Source organism: Nostoc commune NIES-4072 (assembly GCF_003113895.1).
In the GTDB taxonomy this organism is placed as follows: domain Bacteria; phylum Cyanobacteriota; class Cyanobacteriia; order Cyanobacteriales; family Nostocaceae; genus Nostoc; species Nostoc commune.
On record NZ_BDUD01000001.1, the window covers coordinates 436,862 to 455,001 of the forward strand.

At 40.6% G+C, this 18,140-nt stretch carries 15 protein-coding genes; 6 read left to right on the forward strand and 9 right to left on the reverse strand.

All coding sequences use genetic code 11. The features are described 5' to 3' along the window. Nucleotides 1-4 precede the first annotated feature (4 nt). The 3 genes from CDC33_RS01890 to CDC33_RS01900 all read right to left on the reverse strand — a co-directional run bounded on the left by CDC33_RS01890 (nt 5) and on the right by CDC33_RS01900 (nt 2,790). Nucleotides 5-781, reverse strand: a complete 777-nt coding sequence (locus tag CDC33_RS01890; protein ID WP_109007051.1) for a DUF1877 family protein — start codon at nt 779-781, stop codon at nt 5-7. A 160-nt stretch (nt 782-941) separates the two neighbouring features. Continuing rightward, entirely contained in the window at nt 942-1,367 is a 426-nt protein-coding gene (locus CDC33_RS01895) for a hypothetical protein (RefSeq protein ID WP_109007052.1), read from the reverse strand. A gap of 460 nt (nt 1,368-1,827) precedes the next feature. Beyond that, nucleotides 1,828-2,790, reverse strand: coding sequence for a M48 family metallopeptidase (locus CDC33_RS01900; protein ID WP_109007053.1), 963 nt, complete (start codon nt 2,788-2,790; stop codon nt 1,828-1,830). Nucleotides 2,791-2,928: 138 nt separating this feature from the next. On the opposite strand from CDC33_RS01900, the gene CDC33_RS01905 reads away from it, so the two are divergent. From CDC33_RS01905 to CDC33_RS01915, 3 genes are all read left to right on the forward strand, one after another. Continuing rightward, the gene (locus CDC33_RS01905; RefSeq protein WP_109007054.1) at nt 2,929-4,491 is read left to right on the forward strand and encodes a helicase C-terminal domain-containing protein; all 1,563 of its coding nucleotides are present in this window, start codon (nt 2,929-2,931) and stop codon (nt 4,489-4,491) included. A gap of 173 nt (nt 4,492-4,664) precedes the next feature. Beyond that, nucleotides 4,665-4,886, forward strand: coding sequence for a DUF2839 domain-containing protein (locus CDC33_RS01910; RefSeq protein ID WP_109007055.1), 222 nt, complete (start codon nt 4,665-4,667; stop codon nt 4,884-4,886). A 318-nt stretch (nt 4,887-5,204) separates the two neighbouring features. After that, complete coding sequence (locus CDC33_RS01915) at nt 5,205-7,298, forward strand: prolyl oligopeptidase family serine peptidase (RefSeq protein WP_109007056.1); 2,094 nt, start codon at nt 5,205-5,207, stop codon at nt 7,296-7,298. 87 nt (nt 7,299-7,385) lie between these two features. Here CDC33_RS01915 and CDC33_RS01920 read toward each other — a convergent pair whose 3' ends face one another. The 4 genes from CDC33_RS01920 to CDC33_RS01930 form a co-directional block, all read right to left on the reverse strand. Further along, nucleotides 7,386-7,670 (reverse strand): type II toxin-antitoxin system RelE family toxin, encoded by a 285-nt coding sequence (locus CDC33_RS01920; RefSeq protein WP_109007057.1) that lies wholly within the window; start codon nt 7,668-7,670, stop codon nt 7,386-7,388. Continuing rightward, a complete protein-coding gene (locus tag CDC33_RS01925; RefSeq protein ID WP_109007058.1) occupies nt 7,645-7,875 on the reverse strand; it encodes a hypothetical protein in 231 nt (76 codons plus the stop codon). The genes CDC33_RS01920 and CDC33_RS01925 overlap by 26 nt, the downstream gene beginning before the upstream one ends. A 99-nt stretch (nt 7,876-7,974) precedes the next feature. Further along, nucleotides 7,975-8,214 carry a hypothetical protein gene (locus CDC33_RS37645; protein WP_146195761.1) on the reverse strand — a complete coding sequence of 80 codons (240 nt, stop codon included), beginning with the start codon at nt 8,212-8,214 and terminating at the stop codon, nt 7,975-7,977. Nucleotides 8,215-8,340: 126 nt separating this feature from the next. Beyond that, nucleotides 8,341-8,826 carry a hypothetical protein gene (locus tag CDC33_RS01930; RefSeq protein ID WP_219929993.1) on the reverse strand — a complete coding sequence of 162 codons (486 nt, stop codon included), beginning with the start codon at nt 8,824-8,826 and terminating at the stop codon, nt 8,341-8,343. Nucleotides 8,827-9,317: 491 nt separating this feature from the next. On the opposite strand from CDC33_RS01930, the gene CDC33_RS01935 reads away from it, so the two are divergent. Then, nucleotides 9,318-12,116, forward strand: coding sequence for a M16 family metallopeptidase (locus tag CDC33_RS01935; RefSeq protein WP_109007059.1), 2,799 nt, complete (start codon nt 9,318-9,320; stop codon nt 12,114-12,116). A gap of 100 nt (nt 12,117-12,216) precedes the next feature. Here CDC33_RS01935 and CDC33_RS01940 read toward each other — a convergent pair whose 3' ends face one another. Continuing rightward, nucleotides 12,217-13,308 (reverse strand): exostosin domain-containing protein, encoded by a 1,092-nt coding sequence (locus CDC33_RS01940; protein WP_109007060.1) that lies wholly within the window; start codon nt 13,306-13,308, stop codon nt 12,217-12,219. 1,361 nt (nt 13,309-14,669) lie between these two features. Between CDC33_RS01940 and glyA the strand changes: the two genes are divergently transcribed. Both glyA and CDC33_RS01950 read left to right on the forward strand, forming a co-directional pair. Further along, complete coding sequence (gene glyA / locus CDC33_RS01945; protein WP_109007061.1) at nt 14,670-15,953, forward strand: serine hydroxymethyltransferase; 1,284 nt, start codon at nt 14,670-14,672, stop codon at nt 15,951-15,953. 115 nt (nt 15,954-16,068) lie between these two features. Continuing rightward, nucleotides 16,069-17,319 carry a competence/damage-inducible protein A gene (locus CDC33_RS01950; RefSeq protein ID WP_109007062.1) on the forward strand — a complete coding sequence of 417 codons (1,251 nt, stop codon included), beginning with the start codon at nt 16,069-16,071 and terminating at the stop codon, nt 17,317-17,319. A gap of 476 nt (nt 17,320-17,795) precedes the next feature. Here CDC33_RS01950 and CDC33_RS01955 read toward each other — a convergent pair whose 3' ends face one another. Beyond that, complete coding sequence (locus CDC33_RS01955; protein ID WP_109007063.1) at nt 17,796-18,134, reverse strand: hypothetical protein; 339 nt, start codon at nt 18,132-18,134, stop codon at nt 17,796-17,798. Between the last annotated feature and the right edge of the window lie 6 nt (nt 18,135-18,140).

Sequence of the window (18,140 nt, forward strand, 5' to 3'; positions counted from 1 at the left end):
ATAACTAAGTTAAATAAAGTAACATAGCATTTCCCAAATTACTTGCTGCTATGTAGTAAGCTGTGATTTCATTGTAGTATTCAGTTAGCCACTCTACTGTCTCTGGTTCTGACCAATCTATAATAGCCACTCGTTCTTGTTTAACTTCTTCTCGTTTATACCTTGTTATAAAGCCATTTTCTGAAAGTTCTGATAAAGCTTCGGCTACTTGCTTTACTTCATCGGGTATTAAATATCTATGTTTGCCATAACCCTCTTTGTTTCCTATTTCTATACCACCCAGGATGGCATTTACTAAGGGTAAATTATCTATATCTAGCGTAGGGCTAATATACTGTTCTATATACTTTTGATTCCCTAGCATTGGATTAAAAATTTTAAATAAACTCCAATTATTCAAGGAAATTTGGGGTAAGTTCCTTGAGGAGTTTTTACTTACTAAAAAAGACAATTTATCTGTATGAGTGTATCCAGTAAGTAAAAAATGTAGTTCGTGCCACGATTTACCTAAAGATAATTCTGAAATTTGCCATTCCTTCAAAAACTCTGCTCTTGTGTTTTCTCTTTGCTGATTATCTGTCCACTTAAATTCTTTAAATTTATCCTCTGACTGTTGCTGAATATTAAGCCTTGAATTACCTGATATATAAATAGCTTCTTCCCAAAAATAAGACTCAGCCAAATACTTAGCACTAAAAAATATATCCAAGAGAGATGAATTTATTTTAAATTTATCTAACATTACAGGTGATATTTGCTTAAGTTCACCTACAATACCCATATATATCTCCTTTTTATTTTAAAGGGGGAATTAATAATGAGATACCTAGAATAAAAAAGTGCGATCGCTAGATCGCATTTTATCCAAAAGACTGTCATAGAAAATATGATTGATATCTTCTATGACAACGATTCAATAATCTAATGTACTAGTCAAACCTTTATTTATGATCTAGTGTTAGCGAATGCCTAGATGAAATTGCTTTCATTTTCAAGTTAGTAAATTGCACGGTCGCCTTTACAAAATCTTGCTGTTCTGGTTGCAAATGCAGTTTTTCTAGGGCTTGATTGATATTATTACCAGCCCGGAGATTGCGATTAAGTTGGGCACGTTGCGATGTGTTTAAAACTGCCTCGATTTCCCTGTTTCTTCTCTGACGCACAGCCTGGAGTTCCTGGCGTTGTAAGGGAGTCAGGTTAATCTCCGACGAAGTGGAGTAGCTTGCAGTTTTGGTAGTTTGGGCGGAAATAACACCAGAAGTAGTATGGAGTTGAACGGGTGCAGCTAAGGCAATTCCCGGCATGGAAAGGACAAGAGCCAGAATAGCAGCGAACACAGAAAGCCGTTTTGTCAAGTGAATTGCCATATTCAGAAATGCCTACATCTAATTTAATGCTGAGATATAGTTAAGCAATCTTCAAGCCTTAATTTTGAATCTTGAATTTATCCATCCCCAAGAGGATGGTAGTTTAGCTAGAAAATATTATCCGCTTTAAGGGAATCTAAAAAAACTAGAATGGCAAACTTAACTGAATTATTTTTGCTAAAATCCAGACTCAAATTCAAGTTTTTACAAAATCATCACTTAATTGCTCATTTCTGTTAATCTGTCAACGCGTAAGTCGTGCAAGTAGCTCGTGATTTTATTTTAGAACACCTATCACAGAAGTTTGGCTTGAGTGCATAATATTAATTATCTGTCAAGGTGTAAGTTCTAAATTTAATTTCTGGAAATCCCTAACACAAAGTATGTGCTAAAAGAGATATAAATATTGCATTAGGCAAATCTAACGCACTATATATATAACTTCATTTAGTACTCAAAACTACTCAGACCTTTTCATTCTGTTAATTTCCCGTTGTAATTCTTCAATTTGACGGCGTAAAGTTTCTGTTTCATTGGCGGAAGATTCTGCTGCAACATTTACAGATCCGGAAGCAGGCGATCGCTGATAATTCCCTCGGCGAATTTGCTGGTATTCTTCTGATACTGCCCACGCCCGTAAGTAATGCAGGCGTTCCACTGGGAAAGGATGGCTTAATAGCGTACCCTGAGCGCCATTGTAAATCAAAAATTTATACAACTGATTTAGTCCATCTTCATCCAGTGCCTGATAATTTTCTGACTGCTTGATAAACTCTTGTAAACTACATTCATTGGCATATTTGTTACTACCACCAGAGAGTTTCATCATCGTTGACATAACGGGATTCAAGTCATCCATGACTAGTAGTGCGGCGCGATCTGACGATAACTCGGCTTTACGCCGCCACTCAAAAAAGCCGTAAATCAAGCCTTGTGTGACAATATTACCGATGCCGAAGGTTAATTCTCCCAAAGCGGAAGCAGCACTCATCGCCCACATCGCCATTTGAATTAAAATAGTATGACCACATTTAATATGCCCCAGTTCATGGGCTAGCACCGCCCGAATCTCGGCTTCGTCTAGTAAGTCTAGTATCCCTGTATTTATGACTATGTAAGGATTCTCTTGCCCCAGCGCATAGCTATTTGCTTGGGGATCTTGCGAGACAAACAGTGTCGGTTCTGGGTAAATGTCCAAATCTCGGACGCATTCCCGAAACATCTGGTAAATAGTGGAATATTGACGCGGCCCGACTTGGATGGTGTTACCCATTAGATAGATGAACTGAGGGCGTTCGTAGATAAATTCCACAAATTTACGAGCAATTAAATCAAATCCCGGTAAATTTCGTAAAGCTTGCTCGGCTTGGCGATCTAGTGGATGCCTAAAGGCTTCGCTGGAAATTCCTGTGTAAGTTGGCATAATTCAGGGTATTGGGTAATTAGTCATTAGTCATTGGTCATTAGTCATTAGCAAAGGACAAATGACTAATGACAAAGGACAACATAATAGAAATGGGGCTTTGTTCGTAAAAGTCACTTTGTATGGAATTAAAAGCGTGTGATTGAGGCAGAAGTTCATTTTTCATTACATAACTTTTTGCGATCGCAGGCGGGGTTCCCTTCCTGGCCCCATCATTTGACGATGGCACGGTTGGTAGCACGCGCCTTGCGCCTGGGGCGTAGTGCCCTAATTCAAGTAGGGGCAGTTTGTGGCTATCAAGGGCGATATCGCACCAGTTTCGTAGCATCAGCCCTAATGTGGCATGGCCCTGTAATTATTGTTGCTCAAGAAGCGGTGCAGCAACTTCTGCTGCGGGTGGAAATTCCCCGTCTACAGCAGTGGCTACCAGCCAACAAAGCGATTAGGACAGGTGACGCTTGGCCTAGTGCTGAGTTCCAAGGGCTACTGTTAACCTCCCCAGAAGCTTGGTTAAAAGGACAATTTGCTGGTGGCTCTTGCTTTCCCCAAGGCATCCCCACAATTATTGATGGAGTTGATGATTTAGAAGATTGGGTGCGTCATCAACTTACCCAAGATATTCAACCCGATGATTGGGAGCAACTCATACTGGCTTGCCCAAATCAAGCTGAGGCGATTCGTGAAGCAAGGATACAACTTACACACCAACTTTTTCAGCATCCTGTCAATCCATATCAGTGCTACCTAATTTCTCAGCCAGAAATAGAAATTTTGAGTCGTCTGTATTTAGCTTTAGATCAAGCCAACCTCCCAGATAATTGGAAAAATTTCTGGCAGCAATTTCAAACCCTTGATGAAAATCTTTCCCCCCCTGCCTCCCCTGCTTCCCCTGCCCTCTTCTGGGCAACTATTGCCCATCGACAAGGTTTATTTTCTTTACACTACGCCCCAATGGAATTAGGTGAAATCCTCTCACCTATTTGGCAGCGACAACCAGTAGTTTTAATTGGTAGCGCTATTGAACCGGAAACTGAGGCTCCTCTTTTCCGAGAGCGCCTTGGTTTGGACGATTTAACTTGCCTGAAGTTCTCTGCGGATCAAGCAGAAGCAATTCAACTTTATGTACCTTATAAGTTGCCCCTACCCAACACGCCAGAATTCCAAGCGGCATTTATTCACAAAGTCCGCACACTGGTTTGTCTAAGTGCTACAGCACCAGGATTAACGGTTGTCTTGGTGGGGGATGTACCACTCAAGTCTCAAGTTGCGACAATTCTGGCTTCAGAATTTGGTTCGCGGGTGCAAGTAGAAAAAACTTGTTTAGATGAAAATGGTATTTTGATTAGCGGTTGGGAATTTTGGCGAGAACATCAGCGAGTCTTGCCAGCACCCCATCTGTTAATTATTGCTACTTTACCTTTACCATCTTTGGAAAATCCGTTAGTGGCTGGTAGGGTAGCTCGTTATAAGCGATCGCATCAAGATTGGTTCCGTTTATATTTGTTGCCAGCAGCCTTGAGTGAATTACAAAGAGCGATCGCTCCAGTCCGAGAAAGTCAAGGTATTGTTGCTTTACTTGATAGTCGTGTAGTTAATCGCAGCTACGGCGCTCAAATTCTAGCTGCCTTAAGCCCTCTGGCCCGCATTAACTATCTTGACCCCAATCTGTTTTCTAATACCGATGAAGAAAATTCTGCTTAAAGTTCAGTTATCAATGCCCCATGCCCCATGCCCCATGCCCAATTTAAATTTTGTCAACCAAAGTGCGATCGTCTAAAACCAAGCACTATTATCAGTTTATTGCCTCTCGATAGCTATGATTCCTGGCAAGATAAATTTAAATAGAACCTAAGTAAAAATTTGAGTTGCTGATTATGGGTGAAGCAAAGCGTCGTAAAACCACATTAGGGGAAACATACGGTCAAGAGAAAGAGACTCGCATCTTGCCTTGGCTTCCCATCACAAAAAAGCAAGCCGAATTATTTGTCAGTTGGACAAGTCGTGGTGCTTGGATAGGCATTGTTCTTATGGTTGTAGCATGGGCAACTATCCGTTTTATCGGTCCAGCCTTCGGTTGGTGGCAAGTAGTCTACTAAATGCTGCTGTAGAATAACCCTTTCAAGGTGGGTAAAAATTTTGCTCAATAAACTTTAACCTCTTAACTCTGTGTTCTCTGTGCCTCTGCGGTTAAATAAAAGAATTTTTAGCCGCACAGACATGGAGTAGGACACTTGCGTGGGCGGGTTTTCCGAGTTGAGTAAAGTGTCCGTGGTATAGAGAGAAAAAGAGATTTTACCAGTCAACTTAAAAGGCTGGTCTTAAAATTGGAATTTTCCCGCAGGTTTGGTCAGTACATGCTCTACGTCTTAGGTCTATCTTTGTAGTATGTAAAGAAGCACTTTTGACCTGAGATTATGCCCTCCTCTAAAAAACCCCTCACATACCCATCCAGCCACAAAAGCAATCAAGTCGATAACTACCACGGTACTTTAGTCGCAGATCCTTACCGTTGGTTAGAAGATCCTGACTCCGAAGAAACAAGGGCTTGGATTGAGGCACAAAATCAAGTTACTTTTGGCTACTTGAGTGAAATTCCTACTAGGGAAAAAATTAAGCAGCGCCTCACCAAACTTTGGGATTATGAAAAATATGGCATCCCTTTTAAAGAAGGCGAATCTCTACAAGACTGTTCCACCGAACGTTACTTTTATTTCAAAAATGACGGGCTGCAAAATCAAAGTGTTCTCTACACTCTGAAAACCCTCGACGACCAACCCAAAGTTTTACTCGACCCTAATAAACTTTCAGAAGATGGAACTGTTGCTCTTTCGGGATTGTCTATTAGCGAGGATGGTAAACTTTTAGCATACGGTCTATCCGCTTCTGGTTCCGATTGGCAAGAGTGGAAAGTACGCAATATTGAAACTGGTGAAGACCTGCAAGACCATCTGAAGTGGATTAAATTTTCTGGTGCATCGTGGACACATGATAATCAAGGTTTCTTCTACAGTCGCTACGATGAGCCGAATGAAAAAACTCAATTAGAAGATGTTAACTATTATCAAAAGCTCTACTATCATCAACTAGGTAAACCCCAATCAGAAGATGTACTAATCTACCATCGTCCTGACCAAAAAGAATGGGGTTTTAGTGGCGGTGTTACTGAAGATGGACGCTATTTAATAATTTCAATTTGGCTGGGTAGTGACTCCAAAAATTTAGTTTTCTTTAAAGATTTGACTAACCCTAATACTGAAGTCGTAGAACTAATTAACCAATTTGAGGCAGATTACAGCTTTATCGACAATGATGATAGCGTGTTTTACTTTCGCACAGATTTAAATGCACCACGGGGAAAAGTTATTGCAATTGACACGAAAAACCCTGCATCAGAAAATTGGCGAGAAATTATTCCCCAATCAGCAGAAACGTTAGAAAGTGTAGGCATACTCAATAACCAATTTGTTGCTGATTACCTCAAAGATGCTCACAGCCAAATTAAAATATTTGACATCAAAGGTGCGTTTATTCGTGAGGTAGAATTACCTGGACTCGGTTCAGCCGGAGGCTTTGGAGGGAAGCGTCATGATACCGAAACTTTTTATAGTTTCACCAGTTTCACCATACCAGGAACTATCTATCGCTATGATATGGTAACTGGTAAAAGTACCATTTTCCGCCAGCCACAAGTAGATTTTAATCCTGATGATTACGAGACGAAACAAGTCTTTTATCATAGCAAAGATGGTACTAGAGTACCAATGTTTATCACTCATAAAAGGGGCATAAAGTTAGATGGAAATAACCCGACTTATCTCTATGCCTATGGTGGTTTTAATGTCTCAATGACACCTAGTTTTTCTGTGAGTCTTTTGGTGTGGATGGAGATGGGTGGTGTCTATGCTATGCCTAATATACGCGGCGGTGGAGAATACGGCGAAGAATGGCATCAAGCAGGAATAAAAGATAAAAAGCAGAATGTCTTTGATGACTTTATTGGCGCTGCTGAATGGTTGATTGCTAATAAGTATACTAAGACTGAGAAGCTAGCGATCGCAGGTGGTAGTAACGGCGGTTTATTAGTCGGTGCTTGTATAACGCAACGTCCCGATTTGTTTGGTGCAGCAATACCAGCAGTCGGCGTCATGGATATGTTGCGGTTCCACAAATTTACCATCGGTTGGGCTTGGACTTCCGAATATGGTTCAGCAGATAATCCAGAAGAGTTTCCAGCGCTGTATGCTTATTCGCCACTACACAACATCAAAGCAGATACAGCTTACCCAGCAACCTTAATTACCACAGCCGATCATGACGATCGCGTTGTCCCAGCTCATAGTTTCAAATTTGCCGCAGCTTTGCAAGAGGCTCACGCAGGTGATGCGCCAACGCTAATTAGAATTGAGACAAAAGCAGGACATGGTGCGGGTAAACCCACGGCTAAAATTATTGAGGAAGCCGCAGATAAATGGGCTTTTTTGGTGCGTGCTTTGAATGTTGAAGTTTAGGGTTTGATTCATTTATAGGGTGCGTTAATGCAGTGTAACGCACCACATTATTTCCATAAGCGTCAAACTTCCCTATAAATTTTAAAATTATTCATAAACTCTACTTCGATGCTGAATCAAAATAATCATTACTTGATTTAAGCCATCATCTATTTCATAAATGACGCGATATTGACCTACGCGATAACGATAATAACCTGATAGCTCACCTTTCAAAGGTTTTATATTAGGAAAATTACGAGGCTCAATCTTTAAACGTTCAAAACAACGATCTAATTTCTTTTGTAAAGAAGCAGAAGACGACTCGAAAAATTCTTGAGCATCAATACTAATAATAACAATATACTTAATATTTTCGTTGGAGTTCGTCAATAGAAATTACCTTACCTTGTTTAACATTCTTCTTTGCTTTAGCAAGCGCTTCTTTAAAACCCTCTATTTTCAACAATTCTTCAGTTGCTTCATTATCATCTCTTTCTGCTAAATACGCTAAAAAATCAGCAGCGACTAATAATCTTTCTGGGGAGAGTTGATCGACATATTCTTTAATTTGCTGGCGAATTTCTACTGTATTCATAAAATTTTATTGGTATTTAAACACAAAACTCTATATTGATACCATTTATTATAACCGCTCTATGGCACAGTCTCCAATCATTTCACCTGTTGCCTTGAGTTAAATCGCTTGCTGATACCGCTCACCCAACACACTTAATATTGACTGCTTCATCAATTCGATAAACGCGATCGCTTCCACTTCTGGGTAAGATATATCCAAATACTGCCATGTCACTATCTTGAAATGCACCCTTGAGAGATGAATTAGCATTAAATAATTATGTAAAAGCGATCGCTCGTAAAAATAACAAGTTGGAAAATCTGTTGCAATAAGCCATTGATAAAAAGATGTTATCACCCAAATACCAAATTAAAAGGTAATCATGTTAAGCGGTAAGGGTAGAGATAAACAATTATTTACCTTCACCCTTACCGCTTTCTTCCATCTGAGCAAGAAGTTTAATTTTTTGTAACTCTCTTGTACTTAAAACGCGACAGATTGGGCTGTCCCTCTGAGATTGATTGTTGTATAAGTTTGTTTCTGCCCCTGGTTAAATTGAGGAATTACAGAAAAGCGGTTTGTTGTGGTGATTCCTTTAGTTTCAACTTTTGCTTCGATGTTATTTCCAAGGTTTACACGAGGTATGAGCAAGGTAAATGTGGTGTTGCCAGTATCTATTGTCTTTTTAATAGTCACAGTCACTAGTGTACCAATTTCCGTATCTACAGTACGGATCTCATCTCCGGTAAAGTTTAATGTCTCTTTTTGCTGTTGATAGTTGAAAAGGGGCTTACCAGTAAAGCTTGAGGTTGAGTAATTAATAGTGGCTACTTTCTCACCTTTGGAATTATACCCTGTGAAATTATACAAGTTCGGTGTTCTTTGTACTTGAGCTTGAGATTGTAATATAGGTATTGCTGCTAAGGTTATACCTAATGTGAATGATGTAATTAAGTTTCTTGTAAGCATATTTCCAAAAGTTATTGCTAGTTTGACGAAGATATCTACGCCGATGGCATGACAAGGAATAAAACCAATTCTAAAAGTGGATATTCCGGAAAACTTGTCAAATGAAACACATCGCAATTGTTGTTAACATGTTTGTAATAATTTGTAATACAGCGTAGAGTTATATCAGACTTTAAAGTTGGGAGTAGGGAATGGTGAGTGGGGAAAGACCACTTTCATGCTTGATTGTGAAACTTGCTTCATCGGGACTGTCCTTAAAATAGAGAATAAGTGGCAATAAATAATAAAAGGTATTTTTATACCTTTGTTGTAAGCTATTACTCGTAGATGTCTTGCAAATAGGTAAACTTTAAAACCGCCTATTACAGCATAGTGGAAATAAAGCTACCATTGAAAATGGTAAAAAAGCCGAAAATGTAAGTCTTTTGACTTCCAGAAAGCAGTACTAAGGCTTTGTTTTATAATTAGAAATTTTGCATTTCCCATTACTTATGAAGCTACGCTCATATATACTTGTAGGGTTTTTTCTTAGCCTTGTGCTAAGTATTTTGCCTTTTTCGGGCAATTTCACCAATGCTGCAACACCAACAGCAGTCGCACCTGTATCTGCTGTCTCATTCACCCAAGGGGTGCAAAAAACGGTATTGGACAACGGCTTAACGGTGCTAACTAAAGAAGTCCATACTGCTCCAGTAGTGAGCGTACAAGTTTGGTATAAAGTTGGCTCACGTAACGAAGTTAAGGGAGAGAATGGCATTTCTCACCAGCTAGAACATTTAATGTTCAAGGGTACAACTGACCGTCCTGTGCAGTTTGGCAGGTTATTTAGTGCCTTGGGTAGCCAGTTCAATGCTTTTACTAGTTATGACGAAACAGCTTACTTTGGCACAGTGCAACGAGACAAACTCGAAGCATTGTTGACATTGGAAGCCGATCGCATGAAAAACTCCTTAGTTGGCCCCGATCAACTAACAAGTGAAAAGCGGGTGGTAATCTCCGAGTTACAGGGGTACGAAAATTCACCAGGCTATCGTCTGAGTCGGGCAGTGATGCGAGATGCTTTCCCTAATAGAGCATACGGCTTACCTGTAGGAGGCACAAAAGCAGATGTAGAAAAATTCACGGTGGAGCAGGTGCGGAATTATTACCAAACCTATTACAGCCCAGAAAATGCCACCTTGGTGATTACAGGGGATTTTGCCACAGAACCTGTACTCAAAGTTGTTAAAGAAACTTATGGGAAGTTGGCAAAACGAGGGAAAGAGGGCAGGGGAACGCTTTTACGCCAGAACACAGACAGAGGAAATGTCGCCGCGTCTTTGGTTGCTCCCACTACTAAAAAAGCACCGATTGTTTTAAAGCAACCTGGAAGTGCAGCACTATTGCAAGCAGTGTATCCTCTGCCAGATATCAAGCATCCTGATGTGCCGGCAATTGATGTGATGGATGCCATCCTCACAGGTGGACGTAGTTCTAGGCTTTACCAAGCTTTAGTAGAATCTGGACTCGCTAGTTCAGTGAGTGGCAGTGCTTCCGAACTCATCGAACCTGGCTGGTATGAAATTAATGCTACGGCGGCTCCGGGCCAAGAGTTAGGGAAAATTGGCCAAGTGCTTCAGGAATCTTTAGCAAAATTGCAAGAACAGCCAGTTACTACTGAAGAATTGAATCGGGCGAAGACACAACTGCAAGCCTCCTTTGTTTTGGGGAACCAAGATATCACTAGTCAGGCAAGCCAACTGGGATATAACGAAACTGTGGCCGGCGATTATCGTTTTATTGAACAGTATCTGGCTGCGATCGCTAAAGTCACCCCAGCCCAAGTACAGCAAGCAGCAAAAACTTACCTCAATCCGGCCAAACAAACCATCGGCTTCTTTGAGCCAACTCAACCAGATGGGAAACCAGGGGCTTCCAGCGCTGGTTCTGGTCGCACAGTAGAAAATTTCAGCCCTGGTAAGCCTGTAGATCCAGCAGAACTGGCCAAATATCTGCCACCTGCCACATCAGCGACAGATTCGGGCAAACAATCATTACCAGAAGAGTTTACCTTAAATAATGGTTTGCGGGTTTTGCTTTTACGCGATCGCAACCTCCCCACCATTAATCTGAGTGGACAAATTGACGCTGGTAGTGAATTTGACGGCAATCAAAAAGCTGGATTAGCGAATTTGACTGCGGTCAATTTAATGAATGGGACGCAAACTAAAAATGCTCTTACCCTAGCAAAGACCTTAGAAGACCGGGGAGCCGATTTGAATTTTGGTGCTAGCCGTGAGGGAGTTAGCGTTAGCGGTGAGGGACTTTCACCAGACTTGCCGATATTGATTCAAACTCTGGCAGATGTATTAGAAAACGCCACTTTCCCAGCCGACCAATTAGAACTCAGTCGCCAACGGGCGCTGACAAGTCTCAAAGTCCACCTAGATGACCCCAGAGGTTTAGGAAGACAAGTATTTCAGCAAGCAATTTACCCGGAAAATCATCCATTCCATAGCTTTCCTACAGCCGAAAGTTTAAAGAGTATTACTCGTGATGATTTGCTTGGTTTCTACCAGACACACTACCGACCAGATAACACAACGATCGCAATAGTTGGAGACTTTGATCCAGTTAAGGTAAAACCTTTGTTAAATGAGGCATTTGGCAAATGGTCAGCCACAGGTAAGCCACCTGTTCTCAAAATACCATCCGTGCCACTTCCGCAAACTTTGACACGCTTAAACAAAGTGATACCTGGCAAATCCGAAGCTGTTACCTACATCGGCTACAACGGTATCTCTCGGAAAGACCCACGTTATTATGCAGCACGGGTACTGAATCAAATTTTAGGTGGTGATACCTTAGCGAGCCGTTTGGGTACGGAAGTGCGCGATCGCCAAGGTCTAACCTACGGTATCTATAGTGGTTTTGCCGCCGGAATCAATCCTGGCCCGTTCTTGATTCAGATGCAAACTGCTCCTGGTGATGCCCAAAAAGCGATCGCTAGTACTCTCGCCTTACTCAAACAGTTGCGCGAACAAGGAGTGACTGAGGCTGAATTTAACGCAGCAAAACGCTCAATTACTAATAGTTATCCTGTGGATTTAGCTAATCCTAGTGATGTATCAAGCATTATTTTGGATAATGCTGTCTTAGGACTTTCACGCTCAGAAATCCGAGACTTTCCCCAGAAAATACAAGCAGTCACAATGGCTCAGATGCAACAGACAATTGAAGATTTAATTAAGCCGGAAAGTCTGATAATTGTCACTGCTGGCCCTGGAGAGACTGTACCCAAGGGCAGCTAATTACCTCAACCCAAAACACAAAGGTGCTAAAATTTGCTTTACGCCTTTGTGTTTTAGCTTAGGGCTATTTCGTTCTAGAGATAATACTTATTTGAATGAATTATTTTGTCGAAAAATGATGATTAAAATTAGTATAAAATCCCTCAGCAGAAAGCCTATTCTTCCACAGGTTTCGGCACTCATGCTGCAAATCTAAGAATTCTTGGTCTGAAATATTGCTATGGAATTCAGCTACTTTCTCTGCAATATGTGAGATTTCCTTCTCATCTATCCATACGCAATATTTTTTCCAGTCTATTATAGACTCGTCAGGTAAAACGCAGTCTGTATCAATAAAAATTGGAATACGACCACAACTGAGGATTTCATATAGTCGAATAGAATAGTTTGCAGAACCACGACAACACAAAATGTAGTCACTCTCAACCATATTTTTCACATATTCAGCACGAGCCTTCTGTCTTTGCTCTACATCTTGTGTATTTAGAAATACTGTTTCGTTTTTGATGATAAAGTTTGTATTTACTAAAGAGGGGTTTTCTGCAAGTACTTTCAGAGCCTGACTACGCAAAATTTGTCCTTTGTAAGGCGAAACTCCAAGCTCTAATGATTTGGTTAACATTACCCCGTGAAATAAAACCGTTTTTAATTTCTTTTCCCATGAATCCGGTACTGCTAAACCACAAAATCCAACAACAGGTTTCTCAGATTTATGCCTGAGAGACATTTGCCCTCCTAAATATTCTTCAACAAAATCTTCAGTAAAAGAAGGCATAATAATATCTTTTTGCTTCCTTTTTGACCGATATTTTGCCATTCGCATTACTATTGAATTCTTAATAGGAATTTCTTCGGCGCAACAATCACCTGCGAAAAAAACAACTAATTCTTTGCCGCTATTAGCTACTTTTTCAGCAAATTCAATAGATAGATTTTCTGCTTCTTTATTAACTTTACTTTTCCAACTTTCTCCTCTGATTGCTCTCCAGTTTATAGGCATGATAACTAAGTCAGCTTCCTTTAAGGAAGTCATTTTAAAAAGGGAATTACTTAGCTCTATATACTTGCTGTACAATCTAGACCAAGGATATTTTTCAGTAGGGATAAACTGTTTCCAGAAAGGATAAAGCATTGGAACTGGCTCTATTCCTTTCGGAAGATAATTATCATCAGAATAGATGTTTAATTGCATATTGAAACGTGAGTTTGACTAGTTGAATAAATAATTGACATATTTCACAAAAAATTTAATTAATTTCAAACAATCTTTGGTAAAATTGCTTTTTATATTAATCTTTTGTGAAAATATACGTAATTCCTGGAATTTAAAGCTAATTTAGTTATCCCGAATTTCTCACAAGTGATAAATCCGCGATAAGCATCACAACACTGCTCTACCACCGCGATGGTGGAAGTAGCTTTTCGAGAAACCAATCAAAGACTCCTCATAGGTTTTAAGGGAATATATTGATTATAATCTCATAAAAGAAAAATGCTAATCAGGGTAAAGGTATTTAAATTTTTTTGATCGCAACCAAGGTTAAAAACCAACGGAAAATCAGTATTTATATCGTTTGGTTTAGTTTCTCAGACTCAAAGCGATGTCTAGGACGGGCTATTACGCTCGATAGCATCTGACTCGCTACCGCTTCTCTACAAAGACGCTACGCGAACGCTATCGGGCGTCGCTAAAACTGTGTTAATAAGCAGCTATTAAGCCGACTATTTTTGATAATATCTAGCTCAATACTGCTCGGTTAAGGAATTTCTTGGTTGAGGCAAGCAGGGGGAGCAGGGGGAGAAATGGAGGCTGGCGTTGAGTTTTTGCCTCCCCTGCCTCCCCTGCTTCCCCTGCCTCCCCTGCTTATCCGAGCAGTATTGATATCTAGCTCATAGCAATGCCTGGGTTTTTGCTAGCCAACGTAGATGAAAGTGCTTTTAAATCAATACATTTAGATTAATTCTTGATCCACTCTAACCCTCCTTTTTAATGAGGGAACTAGAGCAAATTTTACTCCTAACTCCTGCTGTATATTAGACCTCTTGCAAAAGTCTCATCAGGGTGGGACAAGTAGGTTATATCAATTTAATGCGAAGCTGCACTTTAGGAGTAACTCTCTATTCTTGGCTATCTTGGCGGTTCGTTTAATATTCTGTGCATCTTTATACAGAATTGGTATTAGAGCTTTCTTGACATCTATGACCTACAAAAAAGTAAGGAACCTCGCAAATGCTGTATTACGCACAGTCAATTACCAAAGCGTTCAGCTTTTGGTCTCACAGAGGAGCGATGTCTCCGACGGGCTATTCGGCGTCGCAACAAGCTTTATTTAGCGCAGCCTCAACAAGCAACGTTATGATAATTAATCGTCTAATAATAAATAAGTTGGCACAAATAAACCTCAATAGTACGGAGATGATTAATCGCCTCTGTAGAGCAGTCAAAAATCATTGAACTATAGACTTTGGGCTATGGACTCTTGAGAGTGGACTGTTAGGTGCTGCACCCAACCAAAATCAGCCGTTGTACAAATTGACACAAGGATAATTGAAGTGACTAAGACTAACTCAGACTTTCTTACCTCCACCGATCCAGCGATCGCGGAGTTAATCAACGAGGAACTACAGCGTCAACGAGATCACTTGGAGTTGATTGCTAGCGAAAACTTTACCTCTGCTGCTGTACTAGCCGCTCAAGGTTCAGTACTGACAAATAAATATGCCGAGGGATTACCTGGTAAACGCTACTATGGCGGTTGTGAGTATATCGACAAAATTGAGCAGCTAGCAATCAATCGTGCTAAACAGATATTTGGGGCGGCTCATGCGAATGTGCAACCTCATTCTGGCGCACAAGCCAATTTTGCAGTGTTCCTATCGCTGCTGCAACCAGGAGACAAAATTATGGGGATGGATTTGTCTCATGGGGGACATCTCACCCACGGTTCACCTGTAAATGTCTCAGGTAAGTGGTTCCAAGTTAGCCACTACGGTGTCAGTGAACAAACAGAACAACTTGACTACGATCAAATTCGAGAGCTGGCGCTGAGGGAGCGTCCTAAGCTCTTGATTTGTGGTTATTCAGCTTATCCCCGGATAATTGATTTTGAAAAGTTCCGTAGTATTGCTGATGAAATCGGCGCTTACTTACTTGCCGATATTGCTCATATCGCTGGTTTGGTCGCTAGTGGTCTTCATCCCGATCCGATTCCTCATTGTCATGTAGTAACAACAACTACACATAAGACTTTACGCGGCCCTAGAGGTGGTTTAATTTTAACCAGCGACGCAGAACTAGGCAAAAAGCTAGATAAATCTGTTTTTCCTGGTAGCCAGGGCGGGCCATTAGAACATGTCATTGCTGGAAAAGCAGTAGCTTTTGGAGAAGCCCTAAAGCCTGAGTTTAAAACCTATTCTGCCCAAGTGATTAAAAATGCTCGTGCTTTGGCAGAACAATTACAAAACCGGGGTTTAAAGCTAGTATCCAATGGTACTGACAACCATTTAATCCTAGTGGATTTACGCTCTGTCGGTTTAACTGGTAAACAAGCAGATCAGTTAGTTAGTACTGTGAATATTACTGCTAACAAAAATACTATACCCTTTGATCCGCAATCACCATTTGTTACCAGTGGACTGAGGTTAGGTTCGCCAGCAATGACCACGCGAGGTTTAGGAGAAGCAGAATTTACCGAGATTGCAAATATTATTAGCGATCGCCTGCTTTCTCCAGATTCCGACGTAGTAACCCAAGATTGTCGGCAACGGGTAGCAGCATTGTGCGATCGCTTCCCCTTATATCCTCACCTAGAAATTCCTGTACCAGCATTAGCCTGAGATGATAATTAGTTAGGAGTTAAGAGTTAAGAGTGATGAGTTTTAAGTTTTGAACTCCTAACTCCTAACTTCTAACTCCTAACTCCTAACTTCTAACTCTTAACTATTCCTTCCAATGAGTGCAGAAATTATTTGTGTTGGTACTGAACTGCTGCTAGGAGATATCCTCAACGGCAATGCTCAATTTTTAGCGCAACAATTAGCGCAGCTAGGAATTCCCCACTACTATCAAACAGTGGTTGGGGATAATCCAGAACGCTTGAAGCAAGTTATAGAAATTGCTATTTCCAGAGCGCAAATTCTCATTTTCACTGGTGGACTCGGCCCAACACCAGATGACCTCACCTGCGAAACCATCGCCGATTTTTTTAAAGTCCCGTTGGTAGAACGTTCTGACATCATCGAAGACATAACCCAAAAATTCGCCCAACGTGGTCGGGTTATGTCACCAAGTAACCGCAAGCAAGCTTTGATTCCCCAAGGTGCAGAAATTCTCCCCAATCCCACTGGAACAGCACCCGGTATTATTTGGCAACCTCGCCCTGAAATCACGATTTTTACATTTCCCGGTGTTCCCAGTGAAATGCACCTAATGTGGGAAGAAACAGCCGTGCCATTTCTCAAAAGTCAAGGTTGGGGTAAAGAAATTATTTACAGCCGGAGTTTAAAGTTTTGGGGTATTGGTGAATCTGCTTTGGCGGAAAAAGTTGCTTCCTATTTGAAGTTGCCAAATCCGACAGTAGCCCCTTATGCAGGTAAAGGGGAAGTAAGATTGCGAGTTTCTGCTAAAGCCACTTCTGAAGCAGCCGCAGAAGACCTAATTGCACCTATTGAAAAACAACTTAAAGAAATTGCCGGACTGGATTTTTACGGCGTTAATAATGATACTCTTGCTTCTGTAGTTGGTCAGTTGTTGCGGGCATCAAAAGAAACGCTTTCAGTGGCAGAATCTTGCACTGGTGGCGGTTTAGGGCAAATGTTGACTGAGATTTCTGGGAGTTCAGATTACTTTTGGGGTGGAGTAATTTCTTATGACAATTCGGTGAAGGTTGGACTATTGGGGGTTAACCAGGAAGATTTAGATAAATTTGGGGCAGTAAGTGCTACTGTTGCAGAGCAAATGGCTGTTGGAGTTAAAACCCGCCTTGCAACAACTTGGGGATTGAGTATTACTGGTATTGCTGGCCCAACTGGAGGGACAGATACTAAGCCGGTGGGTTTAGTTTATATTGGTTTAGCTGGGCCAAAGGATGAAGTGGCAAGTTTTGAGTATCAGTTTGGTACAGTGCGAGGACGCACTTTAATTCGTCATGTGAGCGCGAATGCAGCATTGGATAATCTGCGGCGGAAGTTGTTGACGAGGTAGGATTTGTATTATTTTTGTCATACAAATCGTATGACAAACGAAACTATTTAAAATCTAATGTTATAAGAATCGTGTTTGATTTTTGAAATTATCTATGTGGGCGGGGAGTGGGGAGTAGGGAATTAAGAATTAGGCTTTTCAATCTGTACCGAGCTTTTTCAAAAATCAAATATTAGTCCTATATGTTAAAAAACTCAATTAAGAATTACGAATTACGAATTATGCAGGTATGAGCAAAACTCCCATTCTTCAGCCAAATCACTCATACACTTTCAGAAGCTATTTTGAGACTTTGCGTCTACGCACTTTTGTGTAGAGGTTGCGATCCAATACTGCTCAATTAAGGATTTTTAACTCGGAATTTGGTTTGGGGAAAAGGTTAAAGGTTTTTTCTTTCCCCTTTCCCTTTTCCCCTTAACCGACAAGTATTGGGTTGCGATCATCTTTGCTAAAAAATCTTAACATCGGTATTCAGGTTATTTGATTAAAGCCAAATCACAGTTTAACTTTTTGTTAATAGAATCTATAACCTTAGCTTCTGCTGGTGTAATTATCCCGTCTAGATGAGCAATTTTTGGACATTGCGCCAGTAGAGGTACGGCAAAATCACTTTCAATATTAGTTTGAGGTGTTAGTACAGCTAAATTTACTAGTGCTTCTAACTCAATTTCTTGTTGCCAATCTGGTAAATCTTTACCTGTTATTCTACCGTATATTTTGACAATCTTAAAAGATTGAATGCCTAAATTAACTAATCCATCACAAATAAGTGGAACTACTAACTGTTGTACTGGAACTTCAATTGATTCCAGCATTATCTG